Source organism: Phyllobacterium sp. (assembly GCF_037994425.1).
Classification (GTDB): domain Bacteria; phylum Pseudomonadota; class Alphaproteobacteria; order Rhizobiales; family Rhizobiaceae; genus Phyllobacterium.
Window position 1 is genome coordinate 1 of sequence record NZ_JBBNAM010000193.1, and the last position, 13525, is coordinate 13525.

Genomic DNA, 13525 nt, shown 5'->3' on the forward strand with positions numbered 1-13525 from the left:
ATGCAAAGAAATGTTCGAATAGCCATGCGTTCCCCCAATTAGTGGCCTACTTGGCAGCATTCGAACTCTATCGGGAATTTTGCAACTCCCGCGAATGTTGCGCTAACCCCAACTACATCGAACAAGCTATACCACGCTCCACGGGGCAATACTGTCGCCGCGCGGCCACATGATACGGGCATTCGGAAAGGATTCGCGTCACGCAGCTGTGCGAGCGGCCCCGACAGTGGAGTTTTTTAGTGCCTTGGCTCACGGCGAAAGGATTGCGGTTACGCATATTTACCAAGAGACCACGACGGCATCCGTCGGCGGGTGAATCATTTTCCTCACGACGAACAAAAGCTGCTCAACGTGGACAATGAAGGGGGGTTCCCGCCTTTGGCGGAAACGCGAACACTTTGAGCCGCTTGTCCTCACAACATTGGCTTGGATGAGTTTTCGGGAATGTGTTTCGGCCATACCGCGAGTCCTATTGTCCTTTAAACAATCGCGAGGGCGCTTAAAACAGACAGGGGAATGTCCGGTCACCTTCATCCAACTTTCGCGAATCTGACATACTAGTAAGTTGGAAATCGCTGGCACAAGCGGTTTTCAGTTCCTCCCGATAGTCGAGTGGAGGTCACTCACTCTTGCACAAAGTGCGGGATTTGAGGTGCCGGATTCGCTCTGGTGCCAATGCCCGACGGAGGACTTCTGTTCATTTTGGATATGCCGCCCGAGGATAAATACAAAGGCACAATCGAGCAGGCAGGACGGGCGCTTCGGGGCATTTCAACCCAGCTTGAGGATGATCTTGTTCTGCTGCTAAAGCGAGCTGTTTTCGCCTGGCTTATTGCTGACGGGGACATGCACTTGAAGAACATGGCGGTATTGAAAACGGCTATGTCAGATGACATTATATTCAGGTCAGTACGGATAGCACCGGTCCTATGATGCGGTGACAACCGTCGTATTTCCAAATCTCGAACATGATCGGATGGCTCTGAAGCTGCACGGTAAGGATAACCGGATCGGGCTGACGGATTTTATGAAGGCAGCCGCCACAATCGGCCTTCGCGCGTCGGTGCCCGAAAATGAGATTCGAAATATGCTTGAAGAAGAGACACACCATCGAAGCCAATGATTGACACTCATAAGCTTCCCGGTTGTCGGGTCGCGATTTCGACAGGTCTGGGGCACGCATCTAGAAGATAATGCCGTAAGGTTGCGACAGGAAAGTTGCCACCGATCGGGCTATATCGGTCCGGATTTGGAGCAGATCTGGGACTTTGATATTGTTCTGGTAGTTGTATGGACCATGCAATTGATCCATCGATTCCGTTCACGAGGAGCACGCTCAGGCGGAATTGATCGCCGTCGACGCGAACACGACCTTCCAGCAAGAAAGGTGCTTCAGGATCGCACGTCGGAGATGAAATGCATGAAACGTCCAGTGGGCGGCCGACCACCACCACGATCTCCTTGAATCTCTCTAGCTGGCCGATGGCCTGGGCGGTTATCCCTTGGCTATCATGGCCGCGCCCTGTGTTCCGGAGAGGTCCTCAAAGGGGCTCAACGACCAGCTTTGGAATATCATGACCAGTTCGCTTGATCTTGCAGCGACACCACTTGCCGTGTGGTTTCATTCCCTGCGCGGCCATCATCGCTCCCGGAAAATTGTCGCATTTGCCGCTTCAGCTTCAAAACGTGGCGCGTCGCCAGATTGGCGAGCTTTGCGACGTCGAAAACACCTGCGATATAACTATCAATAATCTTACGCGCTGCCATCTCGGCGTAAGCATTCGTCTTTGGGCATATTCCGAGGATAAGGGCCGCAAGGTTGAGGGCATCCTGCATGATTGCGAGATCGGCGTCGTGAAAAATTGGCGCTGACGCATCGTTAAAAAGCATACTTTTCCCCAAAAAATCACCGGTTCTTTGCGGTGGTTACCGCGTCAACGACGAGGATCACCACCGCGACGCTTTGCAACCCCGTTACGGTTCGTTGAATAAAGCGCGAGTTAACCGGCAGCGCTTAGCTGGTCCGCCGATACCTTCCCGGATCTGTTGTCCCGCACCAATTCGAAATTGATTTTCTGGTTTTCCATAAGTGTACGCAAGCCGGCGCGCTCGACAGCTGAAATATGAACAAACACATCAGCGCCACCATCATGTGGCTGAATAAAGCCGAAGCCCTTGGTTGAATTGAACCACTTTACCGTACCCGTTGCCATGATCTGCCTTTTGCCGTTTGAAATGTCAATTTGTAGAAATCGCCCAGTCTGCGACCGAACTGAGACGATCGGTTGTCGAGGTAAGGCAAGTCAATCAGGGAAAGTCCTGAGAGCCGCTACATAATCCCCTCGGCAGACGCCAAGGCGCGCCAACCTGGCGAGCCCACCCATCCAGCGTCCGACTATTTGCACCTCTCGGCCACTACCGCTGACAGGCCAGGAAAATAGACTTCGACACTTTGCCCAAGCGCATCGCAACCTCGGTCTATTGGAATGGGATCAGGGTCAGTGCTCCATGCAGGTGCGCTTCTGAAGAAAGGCCAGGTACGGATGGTTAATACCGAAGGGCCCTTACGCAAATCCATGCCTTGTCCACACCTGATTAGGCGGCATACGCCGCTCCCATCTTCCTGCAGGCCCGGCATCGAGCGACAGTAGGTGTGCGACCCATTTTTTTGCCGTCGCGTGATGTCAACGGCACCGATCTGGTCGATGACGCGACGTCGATCGTCGCCTCGATGCAGGTCTAACGATCATCCCGGTTCTTTAGATCAACGCCGAGAAGCTTGTTGATCGCAAGTCGAGCCTCTCGCATACTCCAGCCTGAAGCCATCGCTTCCTTGATGAGGTCGATATAGTCTTGCCCAGGATCGTGGAGCTGCTGAAATCGCGCTTCTATAGCCTTCACGCAATCTGCCTGGCGCGTTGAGTAGGTGGTCGAAGGCAGAGGCGACCGTATTCGAGCTAACACGATTTCTCCTCCAGTGAAATTGGACCGATCCAACGATTGCGTATCCCTTTCATTTTTCGGATCAATTTCCGACCCGCCGCAAACCGCGCGTTTAAAATTTGGCTTAATTGTTTGTTCGTAGGTGTTCGTGACATGGTGTACTTTTCCTGATCGTTAGCCACAACCTGCTCCCGGGAAAAGTCATAAGTCACAGCCAGGTTCCGTTCGGTTTTCAAATTGGATAATTTTTGGCGCAAAGTTACCGTCTTGCGGATCGCTCGCTAGGCCAGCTGCAAATCGACTTCAAGAAAACGCCATAGGCTCCACGAGCCATCCGCAGCAATGGAAAACCAGATGAACGGGAAGGCAAATGACGCGGCCGGGCGACAGGATATTGCCGCGATCGGCCGGCAGCTTCTGTGTGCTACGCGAACCACCCAAACGCTCCGATGTGCAGGAGTGCCATGTGATAGGATCTGTTCACCTGGAAGCGAAGATCGCCATCGCCCACTACGGAACGAACGACGCGCCCCGCCCGCAGCAGACAAATGCAATGACAGTGCTGTTCATTGCAACCATTGTGCCGCTTTTAGATGCAGGTGAAAGCGCAAGGATTTCTGCAACGCTGGAGTACGCCGTCGCATCTCGGCGAAGGGCGCATTGCATCATTCTCTAGCCGGTATGGTCTGCCGATGTGCGTTGAAGCCAGGGTCGACAAGCTCTTTGCATGCCCCTGGTGATTGCTGCCAGTGGCCATAAAGTTTGCGATTGGCCCCTGATTGTTGTAATCTTTCAACACGCCGCCTTGGCTGGTCATGTCTGGACGACGTCCTCGTGCGGCAGGTGTGCTCGCATCGTATCTTTAGCAGACGTTACTCTTCTTCGCAGATACCCGCATAGGGTCTTTGTCGTTGCATGTCGATAATTTTGGCTCAAGCGCGACAGAATTTACGCATGAGGCCCGGTAGCGCAGCCCGGTGATTGCAACGGGCGTTCAGCCCAATGCTGGCAACCGATGGCAATTGCAGGAAACGGCAGGCCTGTTGTGAGATAACATGGAGCCTTTGACCGTTTTAGGAGAACAAATGGCAAAACCGAAGATTCCAAAGGGTCGGGGCGGCGGCCCGCCCCCTTCTCAGGGACCAGACGATGGAGGTGAGCGGCCAAGACACAGGTCCGAGGGTAGAGAGCACAGGGTTCATCAGGAAATCCTTGACCGACGCATGCGCGGCGGGCCGGAGTTGACTCCCGAAGCCTACGAGCGGGCGCTCGACGAATGGAGAAATTTGCAAGGATCTGTCATGCGGCCACCCACTGATGTCAAAGGTCCGACGGACAGTGAGTCGGACTCGAAGGAAAATAACGAGCAAAACCCGAAAAGCGACAGCAACGGCGGATGAGGAGCAGCTGCCATGGGTCTAAACGGTACCGTCTGGACTCCAATCGGTCCAAGTCCAATCGCCCAGGGCAGTTCTCCCGTCAGCGGCCTCGTATCGGCGATCGCGATCAGCCCATCGAATTCGAACCTCATTTACATCGGAACCGCTGGCGGGGGCGTTTGGCGCACTGACGATGGCGGCGCTTCGTGGAATCCGATCTTCGACCGACAGCTTTCTCTTGGAGTGGGCGAGCCAGGGGCATTGGCCATCGATCCCAACAATACCGATGTCATCTATGTCGGAACCAGTCGCCGTGTGTCAGCTCAACCACAGGCAGGCCTGTTCAAGTCGACGGATGGGGGTGCAAGCTGGATAAGGCTCGGCTCCGGTTATCCAACCGGCAATGCGGGCAATGCCTTTCAATTCGTCAACCAGTGGATCAACGTAATTATTGTTGATCCTGCCAACAGCAATACGCTTTATCTCGCGTCTACCAGCGGATGCTTTCGTTCGACCGATGGCGGCTTGAACTGGACACAGGGTGTCGGGAGCGGCGGCGACGCTCGCTCGCTGGTGCTGGACACATCCACCCCTGCTTCCTCCCGCATTCTTTACGCAGGCATTTCCGGGCGCGGCATAGTCCGGTCAAACGATGGTGGGCAGAACTGGACACAAGTTCTCAGCGCAACGACACCCGCCGTCGCAGCCGCGGTGGGCGCTGCGCCTGCAGGTTTTAACAAGAGCATCGTTGCAATTGCCCCACCAGCATCGCCGCCAAATCCCGCTGGCGTTCAAGTCCTTTATGCAACGCTGGAAGGAACGGGAGGCGCCCCCGATCCCGTGGGTATTTTCGTCAGTACGGACCAGGGGGCGACCTGGTCACAACGCACCGCAACCGGGATGCCCACCGGCACGCAGGGTGGGTATAGTTTCCATTTTGGTGTCGATCCCGCCTCGCCCGGCGACGGGGCCAACGACATCATTTTTTTCGGCGCGGTAGGTCATGCACGATCAACGGACTCTGGCAATTCATTTACGGCCTTAAGCGGCGTTCACGCCGACAATCACGCATGGGCTTTCGTCCGCCAGCCCGCACCGGCAGCTTCAATCGTGTTTTGCGGCAATGATGGAGGCCTTTACCGATCAACCGACGGAGGTGTTTCCTGGACAGCACTCAGTTCGGGGGGGCTGCAGACCGCACTCTTCTACAACATCGACATGAACGCTGCCGGGACCAACAATCTTGGCGCGTTGCAAGACAATGGCACGCAGACGAATGTCGGTGCGACCGGCCTTGGCTGGGTGGCAGGCCAGGGCGGCGACGGATGGGATGTAGTCTACGACGGGACCACCGCCGGGCAGGTCTATTGCACGAGCGGTTTCTGGTCGCCCGCACCGTGCACGCGAATTTGGCGCTCCACGAACGACGGAGCCACCTTCCCAACGGATATCACGCCGTGGGGCACAACCAGTGACGCTGGGTGCTATCTCTCGCCGCTTGCCACTGATCCGAGCGCTGCCGGCATCGTCTATGCGAGCGGCAATCAAAATCTCTGGCAAAGCCGCGATGGCGGTAACAACTGGCGGATCCTTTCTCCATTTGCCACCACAGGCGAGATAAACGTTGCCCCGACAAATGGCAATAATGTGGTCATCGGCGTGGCCAATCAGGTGTTCGTTTCGACCAACGCGCTTGCGGCGACTGTCGGACTGCCAAGTGGTGTGACGTTTACCGATATCACCCGCAATCTGCCACCAAGAAACGTCGCCCGTGTCGCCTTCGACCCGAATGATCCCACGACTCTTTACGCGGTCCTGGGAGGCCTCAATGGAGGTGCTGGGAACATCGGCCACGTCTTCCGCACCACCGTCAGCGCCACGGCCTGGATCGATATATCGCCGCCACTGAACATTCCTTTTAACGCTCTTGCGCTCGACGGTTCGGACAATCCGACGACCATCTACGCCGGCACCGACTTTGGCGTTGTCCGGTCGGTAGATGGTGGATCAACATGGACCATACTTGACGATATCCATTTTCCGCGCGTTCCCGTCTTTGACCTCGTGCTGAGGGGCGGAATCCTGCGCGCTGCCACCTATGGCCGGGGAGCGTTTGCCTTTGTCAAGCCGCAAGGTCCGTCTATTGCGGTCAATCTCGAACATGACCTTGCGTTCGGAACGATCTGCCAGGGACCACAGTACCTGACACTGGAGATATTCAATGTCGGCATGAGCGACCTGACGATCACCAGCGTCCAGCGATTGATGGGTTCAGCCAGCTTCTCGGTATTGGCAACGCCCGGAACTCCTCTTGGGATCGCTCCAGGAGAGCACGTCGATTTCACCATCAAGTATGATCCATCCGCTGCAGCAGGGCCGGAAACAGCGACGATCCGCATTGCCAGCAACGATCCAAACGCCCCGGTGGTTGACCTTTCGGCAACGGGCGCACGCGGCAGTGCACGCATGGTCACTGCAATTGCGGACAGTGGAAATTTTGGCAATGTATGTTTGGGATCAATTGCCGACAAGGAACTCACAATCAACAACCGCGGCACTTGTCCGCTGCTGATCTTTAGTGTCAGTTCGTCGTCGACAGAATTTCTCGCGCCCAGCGTCGTTGCGTTCCCGCTTCTGATCAGTTCGGGCGCAAGCCTGAGCCTTCCAATCCGATTCCAACCGGGAAGCCTCGGCGCGAAGTCGGCCATAGTCACCCTGACCAGCAATGACCCCGGCGGTGACCGACAAATTGCAGTATCGGGAACGGCTCCCGCGCCGCGGCTCAATTTGATGATTGCCGATAGCGGCAATTTCGGCAACGTTTGCGTGGGTTCATTTGTCGACAAGGCGCTGACCGTTTTCAACAACGGCGGATGCACGCTTTCGGTAACGGGCGTCGTATCATCCGGGAGCGAGTTTATCGTGCCGAGCGTATCGACATACCCGATAACGATTGCGGCGGGCGGGTCGATTGAATTGCCCATTCGCTTTGAACCGTCGAGCTTCGGTGGAAAGTCGGCCACGATCGATGTCAGCAGCGACGACCCATCGGGCGTAAAGAGCGTTTCCGTTTACGGCAACGCGCCTTCCGGAAAGATCACCCTTACGGGCTCGACGTGCTTCGGCGGCGTCAGGGCCTGTTGCCGTGCCGAGCGAACGATCGCGATCTGCAACATTGGCGACTGCAAGCTGCACGTCACCAGCGTCGCCTTCAAGCGCAAGAGCCCGCACTGGAGGTTGATCAACAATCCGTTCCCCGCATCGCTTCATCCTGGCTCGTGCCTGGATGTGCTCATCCGTTACAAGGCGACGGAAAAATGCCCAAGGTGCTGCGAACTAATCATCACCAGCGACGATCCGGATAACCCGATCATCACCCTCGACGTCATGGCCTACACAATCTGGAACGACTGCAGCTGCAACAAGGACTGCGAGGACTGCAAGAAAGGGTGCTGCGACAAACATCACAACGACTGTACTTGCGGGGAGTGCCTGGACGATTGCTGTGATGATGAAGATGAAGATTGGCGCGAAGACTAGTCCGGCTCGCAGACGCGGCCGCTAGTTTCTGATTTCTGTTCAACTGTGCTGGAGGTGACCGTGGACTTTATCGAGCGCTGGTTTGGTGTTTCCCCTGATGGAGGCGACGGTTCAACCGAGATGCTTTATCTGTGCGTTGCAGTGGTCATCATCGGTGTGATTGTCGCTCGCCGGCACATTGCCAAGATTGCAAACTATTGGCGCAACCGGAAGATTGACTAAGTGGACCTCGGCTCGATCCCCTGCCCTCAATGTCCAGCGCGTCGATATGAGTTTGTGGCAGGTCCCATGCCGCTGGAGACCCGTTCAACCTGATGTCTGGCGCTAGTCAAGCGGCCGTCGGGCCAAACTGTTCGGTTCCAAACGCTCCACATATGCAGTTATGGCGATACTGAGAACGCGGCAACCTTCACTGCATCACATTTCCCGCCATTCAAGGCGCGATTAATCACTGCACAGGTGATCAAAGGTCGACGGTTTCACCTTTCGCGAGAGACTCGACCTCGCCGAGCCCTCGACGCTGACCAAGCACTCATACTGCGTTTTCCGTCACGCCTCACCGGCACCGTGCCGTATAGATACGGCCGCGGTGGTCTCGGTACTGGCAATATCCGTTCCGCAGGTTGCGCACCAGGAGACCGCCGAGCGCGCCAACGCCCGCGCCGATCAAAGCACCTTTGCCGCCGTCAGCAATACCGCCGATGATGGCGCCGGCAGCGGTGCCGACGCTGAGGTCCCTTTCCGTTGTCGTGCAACCGCTCAATGCTGCGATGGCGGTGACCGTCAGTATCAGCTTTCGTACCGGATTTTGATTTTGCTTAACACGATTGTCTTTGACCGAATTCATGCCCAGGCATCCTCGCTTGAATGGATATGTAACCTCAAACGCTTTGGCGCATACTCTGCCTCTGCCATTTGATGCAATATTGGCGATTAACAATGAAATGTCACGCGAGTTCAGCAGCGTAGCGCAAGAGAGCGAGGCGGCATCGTCAATCCAGCGGGCGGGCGCTGGCGCTTTGCGCGGTTGCGCAACCCATGCAAAGTAACGACATTCCCGGCAGCGCTCATGGTTAGCCACCAACCTTCATCTTGAGCACTTTTCCCTTATAGTCACCCGGTATGCCCGCCTTCTGGTGTGCCTTTGCGAGCTTTTCGAGCCATGCGGATATATCGGCAGGGACAGGCTCCAGTCCGTTACTCCAGGCATTGGTAAGAAAGACGTCACATTCCAGGGCCGTTGCAAGGTCAATTTGAGACCAGCGCAAGAGGCCGAGGCATTCGTTAAATCGCTCTGGCGTCAAATTCGTTCCTCATTCATAGCGTCAAAAAGCCGGGCCCTTGGCTGCGGTCGGGGAAGCGCCCTTGCTGTCACCAGCAAACCGCTCCTCGACGATCGCTGCGTCACAGCCGGCAAACTCCAGCGCTGCACAAATTTCCGTCCCCTCGCGCGATATTCATCAACAGGCCCCGCGATTTGCCTGCATACCCAAGACTAGGTGCTGATTGAACACACGTCTAGATTGGCCATTGGTTGTAAATGCCCGTAATTCAAAGTCGCGGGGAGCAACGAATGGCCTGCGGTTCCGCATCACGGGCCAGGGCTTGCGTCGTCTCTACTACGGGACTCAGTCACGTCAGGCCAGACTTGGCGCGCAACAATCGTCGCCTCCACCCGGTTGCGCACACCAACTTCGCCATCGCTTTTGTCATGTGATATTTCACCGTCTTTTCCAGGATGCCAAGGGGTTCCCCCACCTCCCGGTTGCTCAAGCCATTTGTGATTGACTATCCGAGGAGAGAGGTATGTTCGACGACCTTAATGCAGGTTTCTTCCACACCAAGCCACGCAAGCGTCCGGTAGACGGCGCTCTCACCGCGGTCTGCGTCATCATCGTCTCCGCCGGGATCATCGCACTCGGCACGACACTTGCCGACGCCATCGGGCGCGTACCAGCCGATTGCCTCGTCTGCATGTGAGACAACAGTTCACACGCACGCAGAGAGAGACGGACATGACCGAGCACTTCAAACACCCACAGCGCTATCCCATTCATCCTGGCGAGAAAGGCACTGTTTACGGCGGTGTCTGGACGCGGTGCGACACTGCGCCGGCAAACTACTTCAACATTCACACCCGCGGCTATTACTGCCGGGAGTGTGCTGCCGGGATCAATTGGAACCCGAAAGAGCCGCTGGTCTGCGTCCCTGTAAAGGCAGGGCTCGATCGCGACGAAATGGTTTGAGGAATATTGAACAATGCCCATCATCTATGCCATCGGCCGCTTCTTCAAATGGCTCCTTCCCTCTGATCACAATCCGAACTGTGCCTACACCCGCGGCTATATTGCGCCCTGTCGGTCGGCGCCTTCGACTGGCAGCCGACCTGCAATCCATTCAAGCCTGGCACAAGCGAGCACGCCGACTATTGCGCCGGCTATGCCGAAGCCTTGGAACACGTGTTTGAGGGAGTTTGAAATGAAGAAGTTTGTATTAGCCGGCCTGGTCGCGTTCGCAGGTTGCAATGCGGAGCCCACTTTATCGGACCAAAATCCCTTCCGGGGTAAAGGTATTGACAAAGCGGAAGGTCGTTGGGACGGCGCTGATCTTTGTCGGCGCGGAATCAAGAAGGCGCCGACCCGAGGCGAGATCATTACCAAAGCCTACAACAATGATGTGGGCGTGTGGGCGCTTGGCTATGAAGCTGGCATGAAACAAGCCGGCTGCGAGCCGAAATTCCCTTGGAAAAAGGACTGATGGATATGAGAAAAAATGGTTAGCCTGATCGCTTTCGTTTTGATTGCCGGTTGCAGCGAACAGCCCACGCTGTCCGACAAGAACCCGTACGCGGTCAGTTAACCGGTAAGGTGGACGAAGGTCGTTGGGATGGTCGCGATCTATGTTGCCGCGGATTAAAGAAAGCGCCGAGAAAGGCGAGATTCTGACGAAGGCTTATAATTCGACAGAGGCAGTTTGGGCGATCGGCTACGAAATGGGCATGCATGACGCCGGCTGCGCCGACGTTCACTATCCTTGGAAAGAACGGCTCGGGAGCTGAGCTTCTCCCCACTGATTCGTAGTTCGAATGGATTAGGGCTTGAGCGCACCCAATTTGGCCGCGCAAGCGCCGCAGTTTAGTCATTTTCCACGCCAAGTTGCATTTGCGCAACAAGGGCTGTTTGTCCTTCAAAATCGCCTGATTTTGGCGATTTCGTCGCGAGTTCTCGCCAAAACCCTCTCGTTAAATGGTTTTCACGGCTGAAAAACTCGCTTTTTTCGATTCGAGTGACCAAGGGAGCTTGGTGACCTATTAAGCGAACATCTTGCGCCTGCTCACGGCTTCGTTACTTTTTCCGTATTAGTAAGAATTCGGATCGACAGTGTGCATCGATCCGTGGGTTTTCGGGAGGGGTAATGCGTAGAACCACAATTTCATCAATTATCGGCGGGGCACTGCTGATGACCAGTGTAGCCTCTGCCGCACAAGCAGGGGGCCTTGAGCGCGGAGGCTACAGTTGGGATCTTCTCTTTAGCAAAGGGCCAGTTGCCACTGAGGCGGGCGTAGTCCACGTCATGCCGGAGCGCCGGATCAAGAATGCGCGCGATACCGACCCTAGCAACGGCCCCGGATTCGGGGCGACGAGCGTAGACGAGACACCGAGCTACGACGTTCCTCGGTTCGGCGCCAAGTTCGCCATCACGCCGGAAGTCGACTGCTTGGGCACCTATCAAGAGCCTTGGGGCGTTCACACCAATCCTGGCTTTGACTGGCAAGGCGCCGCCAGCAACATCGAAACCGACATCAGCAGCCACGACTACGGCTTGACCTGTTCTTATAAATATCAGGTAGGGCCAGGCTACTTGCGCGGGATTGGCGGCGTTTCGTATCAGGAAGTCGAGGGCTTCAAGACCAGGGAAGTCAACAGCTTGGTGCCATTTGTAGCGCCCGGATTTGATGGCTCCGGCACACTCGATATCAGTGGTAACGGTTGGGGCTGGCGCGCCGGTGTTGCCTACGAAATTCCCAAATACGAAATGCGCTTTAGCCTGATTTACAATGCGGAGGTTGATCTGGGCCAGGTTAACGGCACCGTCGACCTGACCGAAATTCCGCGTGCGCTGGCAACTGCCAGAAATCCCTTCTTAGGCCAGATCACTGACGTATATGGCACCGCGACCCTGCCGCAACAGCTCGAATTCAAGTGGCAGACAGGTATTGCAGAGGATTGGCTCGCCTTCGGCACGGTCAAATGGACGGATTGGAGCGTTCTCGGCGTTATCCCCTTCTGCCCGACGGTCACGAAATCACTTGGCTCGTGCAACCCAGACTCTCGCTTCCGCCTCACGTCCCTCGATCTGATGTTCCAGGACGGCTGGTATGTGATGGCCGGCCTTGGGCATCAGTTCACGCCGAAATGGAGTGGCGCGGCTCAGGTCAGTTGGGATCGCGGCACATCGACTGGTTTGACCACACAGACCGATACATGGCTGCTTTCGACTGCCCTTCTGTTCGAGCCGAACAAATTTTGGCAGCTACAGGCCGGCGCTGCGGTCGGCATGTTGACCTCAGGTAGCTACGGCCCCACGCCTTGCGACGGCAATCTAACTTGCGGCACTGATGCTGCCTATGATTTTGGCGACGACTTCGTGTCGGCTCTCTCGATCTCCGCCAAGCTCAAGTTCTAAGCGACTTCCGCGGCGTCAGGGTTCAATTGAGCCTTGGCGCCGTATAGGATCCTTTGAATGCTGTGACGCGAGCAGTGGTGCTTGTAAGCCATATCCTCGATCGACATTCCAGCCTTTGCATCCTCAACCACGACTTCCCTGTCAATAATGCCGGAGATCGGCACATCAATCTTGCGCCGCTCGAGCGCAGCCTTGATCGTGGCGTAGTTCCGGCCGTTTAGCTTGATCCCGATATCCGTCAGGTTCATATGCCGCAACCGCACATACATTTCTTCGACGGCGATGTCGCGCGCCTCGACGATATCTGCCCTACGTGATCTGCCTATCAGATCCTCAGCGGCCAGGCGGTGCTGTTCAGCTACGAACCGGATGATGTCCTCGGGCGATGGATTGACCAGATCATCGAGGGTCTTGGGGTTATTCATGCAAATCTTCCACAATTGCCAACGGGAACCAAATATCTATCCAATGTTCGATTGTATATTCTTTTTCTGTAAATCGCTCGCTGTTCAAAAACCGGCAGTGATTAGTAAACGTGGCGTCTCTTCTGTAACGGGCCTCGATAGGTCAATCCCTTTTTGCGTCGTCCAGTTGCCGGGGTCTTGCTTCTGTACGGGGTCGGTGCGCGACCGCCACCTGATGGATTCTGAAGAGGATAAGGCCGACCAATCTAGTGACGCGTGATCACGATGCCACGCAGGCTGTTGCGGTCTGACCTGATCCATCGTCCCGGCAACGGGACTTCGCTTCAGGAGGGCTTGGTGTCGTGACCCACCCGAATACTGTTGTTCTCCCCTTTGTTAGGCGGCCGCCGTCATCGTCTTATCCGCGGCGTTGAACATGGTTCCATCGGCGAGCATGCGGTGCAGGATCACCGCAAGCTTGCGCGCGAGCGCAACTTTGGCCTTCTTCATCCCGGCCCGCCGGGCGATCCGCATCGCCCAGCTTTTGAGCTCCGTGCAGCCCTTGAGCGGCTT

Annotated in this window: 15 protein-coding genes and 1 pseudogene; 9 read left to right on the plus strand and 7 right to left on the minus strand. The window is 56.1% G+C overall.

The features are described from left to right. Positions 1-708 precede the first annotated feature (708 nt). The gene (locus AAAB35_RS13715) at positions 709-933 is read left to right on the plus strand and encodes a HipA domain-containing protein (protein WP_340668857.1); all 225 of its coding nucleotides are present in this window, start codon (positions 709-711) and stop codon (positions 931-933) included. Between the two features lie 639 nt (positions 934-1572). Here AAAB35_RS13715 and AAAB35_RS13720 read toward each other — a convergent pair. The 3 genes from AAAB35_RS13720 to AAAB35_RS13730 all read right to left on the minus strand — a co-directional run bounded on the left by AAAB35_RS13720 (position 1573) and on the right by AAAB35_RS13730 (position 2901). After that, positions 1573-1836, minus strand: coding sequence for a hypothetical protein (locus AAAB35_RS13720; protein ID WP_340668834.1), 264 nt, complete (start codon positions 1834-1836; stop codon positions 1573-1575). A 164-nt stretch (positions 1837-2000) separates the two neighbouring features. Next, positions 2001-2213: a cold-shock protein gene (locus tag AAAB35_RS13725; RefSeq protein WP_340668835.1), complete on the minus strand. Its 213-nt coding sequence runs from the start codon at positions 2211-2213 to the stop codon at positions 2001-2003. A gap of 526 nt (positions 2214-2739) precedes the next feature. Beyond that, positions 2740-2901 (minus strand): hypothetical protein, encoded by a 162-nt coding sequence (locus tag AAAB35_RS13730; protein WP_340668836.1) that lies wholly within the window; start codon positions 2899-2901, stop codon positions 2740-2742. Between the two features lie 508 nt (positions 2902-3409). Here AAAB35_RS13730 and AAAB35_RS13735 point away from each other — a divergent pair. The 3 genes from AAAB35_RS13735 to AAAB35_RS13745 all read left to right on the plus strand — a co-directional run bounded on the left by AAAB35_RS13735 (position 3410) and on the right by AAAB35_RS13745 (position 8084). Then, positions 3410-3619, plus strand: a complete 210-nt coding sequence (locus AAAB35_RS13735) for a hypothetical protein (protein WP_340668837.1) — start codon at positions 3410-3412, stop codon at positions 3617-3619. 736 nt (positions 3620-4355) lie between these two features. Then, complete coding sequence (locus AAAB35_RS13740; RefSeq protein ID WP_340668838.1) at positions 4356-7862, plus strand: choice-of-anchor D domain-containing protein; 3507 nt, start codon at positions 4356-4358, stop codon at positions 7860-7862. A gap of 60 nt (positions 7863-7922) precedes the next feature. Continuing rightward, a complete protein-coding gene (locus tag AAAB35_RS13745; protein ID WP_340668840.1) occupies positions 7923-8084 on the plus strand; it encodes a hypothetical protein in 162 nt (53 codons plus the stop codon). A gap of 334 nt (positions 8085-8418) precedes the next feature. Here AAAB35_RS13745 and AAAB35_RS13750 read toward each other — a convergent pair whose 3' ends face one another. Together AAAB35_RS13750 and AAAB35_RS13755 are read right to left on the minus strand one after the other, a co-directional pair. Beyond that, entirely contained in the window at positions 8419-8709 is a 291-nt protein-coding gene (locus AAAB35_RS13750; protein ID WP_340668842.1) for a hypothetical protein, read from the minus strand. Between the two features lie 226 nt (positions 8710-8935). Then, positions 8936-9166, minus strand: coding sequence for a hypothetical protein (locus AAAB35_RS13755; RefSeq protein ID WP_340668844.1), 231 nt, complete (start codon positions 9164-9166; stop codon positions 8936-8938). Positions 9167-9668: 502 nt separating this feature from the next. On the opposite strand from AAAB35_RS13755, the gene AAAB35_RS13760 reads away from it, so the two are divergent. The 5 genes from AAAB35_RS13760 (at position 9669) to AAAB35_RS13780 (ending at position 12548) form a co-directional block, all read left to right on the plus strand. Beyond that, positions 9669-9842, plus strand: a complete 174-nt coding sequence (locus AAAB35_RS13760; RefSeq protein ID WP_340668846.1) for a hypothetical protein — start codon at positions 9669-9671, stop codon at positions 9840-9842. Positions 9843-9877: 35 nt separating this feature from the next. Next, positions 9878-10108, plus strand: a complete 231-nt coding sequence (locus AAAB35_RS13765; protein WP_340668847.1) for a hypothetical protein — start codon at positions 9878-9880, stop codon at positions 10106-10108. A gap of 13 nt (positions 10109-10121) precedes the next feature. Continuing rightward, complete coding sequence (locus tag AAAB35_RS13770; protein WP_340668849.1) at positions 10122-10619, plus strand: hypothetical protein; 498 nt, start codon at positions 10122-10124, stop codon at positions 10617-10619. Between the two features lie 340 nt (positions 10620-10959). Continuing rightward, positions 10960-11124 carry a hypothetical protein gene (locus AAAB35_RS13775; RefSeq protein ID WP_340668851.1) on the plus strand — a complete coding sequence of 55 codons (165 nt, stop codon included), beginning with the start codon at positions 10960-10962 and terminating at the stop codon, positions 11122-11124. A gap of 152 nt (positions 11125-11276) precedes the next feature. Continuing rightward, positions 11277-12548, plus strand: coding sequence for an OmpP1/FadL family transporter (locus AAAB35_RS13780; protein WP_340668853.1), 1272 nt, complete (start codon positions 11277-11279; stop codon positions 12546-12548). Here AAAB35_RS13780 and AAAB35_RS13785 read toward each other — a convergent pair. Next, positions 12545-12973: a helix-turn-helix domain-containing protein gene (locus tag AAAB35_RS13785; protein ID WP_340668855.1), complete on the minus strand. Its 429-nt coding sequence runs from the start codon at positions 12971-12973 to the stop codon at positions 12545-12547. The genes AAAB35_RS13780 and AAAB35_RS13785 overlap by 4 nt on opposite strands. Before the next feature lie 375 nt (positions 12974-13348). Then, positions 13349-13525: pseudogene (locus AAAB35_RS13790) on the minus strand (IS110 family transposase); the annotation flags it as partial.

Coding starts and splice junctions, on each gene's coding strand:
- AAAB35_RS13720 (WP_340668834.1), bottom strand. CDS start 1,836: ATGCAGGATGCCCTCAACCTTGCGGCCCTTATCCTCGGAATATGCCCA.
- AAAB35_RS13780 (WP_340668853.1), top strand. CDS start 11,277: ATGCGTAGAACCACAATTTCATCAATTATCGGCGGGGCACTGCTGATG.
- AAAB35_RS13750 (WP_340668842.1), bottom strand. CDS start 8,709: ATGAATTCGGTCAAAGACAATCGTGTTAAGCAAAATCAAAATCCGGTA.
- AAAB35_RS13715 (WP_340668857.1), top strand. CDS start 709: ATGCCGCCCGAGGATAAATACAAAGGCACAATCGAGCAGGCAGGACGG.
- AAAB35_RS13725 (WP_340668835.1), bottom strand. CDS start 2,213: ATGGCAACGGGTACGGTAAAGTGGTTCAATTCAACCAAGGGCTTCGGC.
- AAAB35_RS13770 (WP_340668849.1), top strand. CDS start 10,122: ATGCCCATCATCTATGCCATCGGCCGCTTCTTCAAATGGCTCCTTCCC.
- AAAB35_RS13760 (WP_340668846.1), top strand. CDS start 9,669: ATGTTCGACGACCTTAATGCAGGTTTCTTCCACACCAAGCCACGCAAG.
- AAAB35_RS13765 (WP_340668847.1), top strand. CDS start 9,878: ATGACCGAGCACTTCAAACACCCACAGCGCTATCCCATTCATCCTGGC.
- AAAB35_RS13740 (WP_340668838.1), top strand. CDS start 4,356: ATGGGTCTAAACGGTACCGTCTGGACTCCAATCGGTCCAAGTCCAATC.
- AAAB35_RS13785 (WP_340668855.1), bottom strand. CDS start 12,973: ATGAATAACCCCAAGACCCTCGATGATCTGGTCAATCCATCGCCCGAG.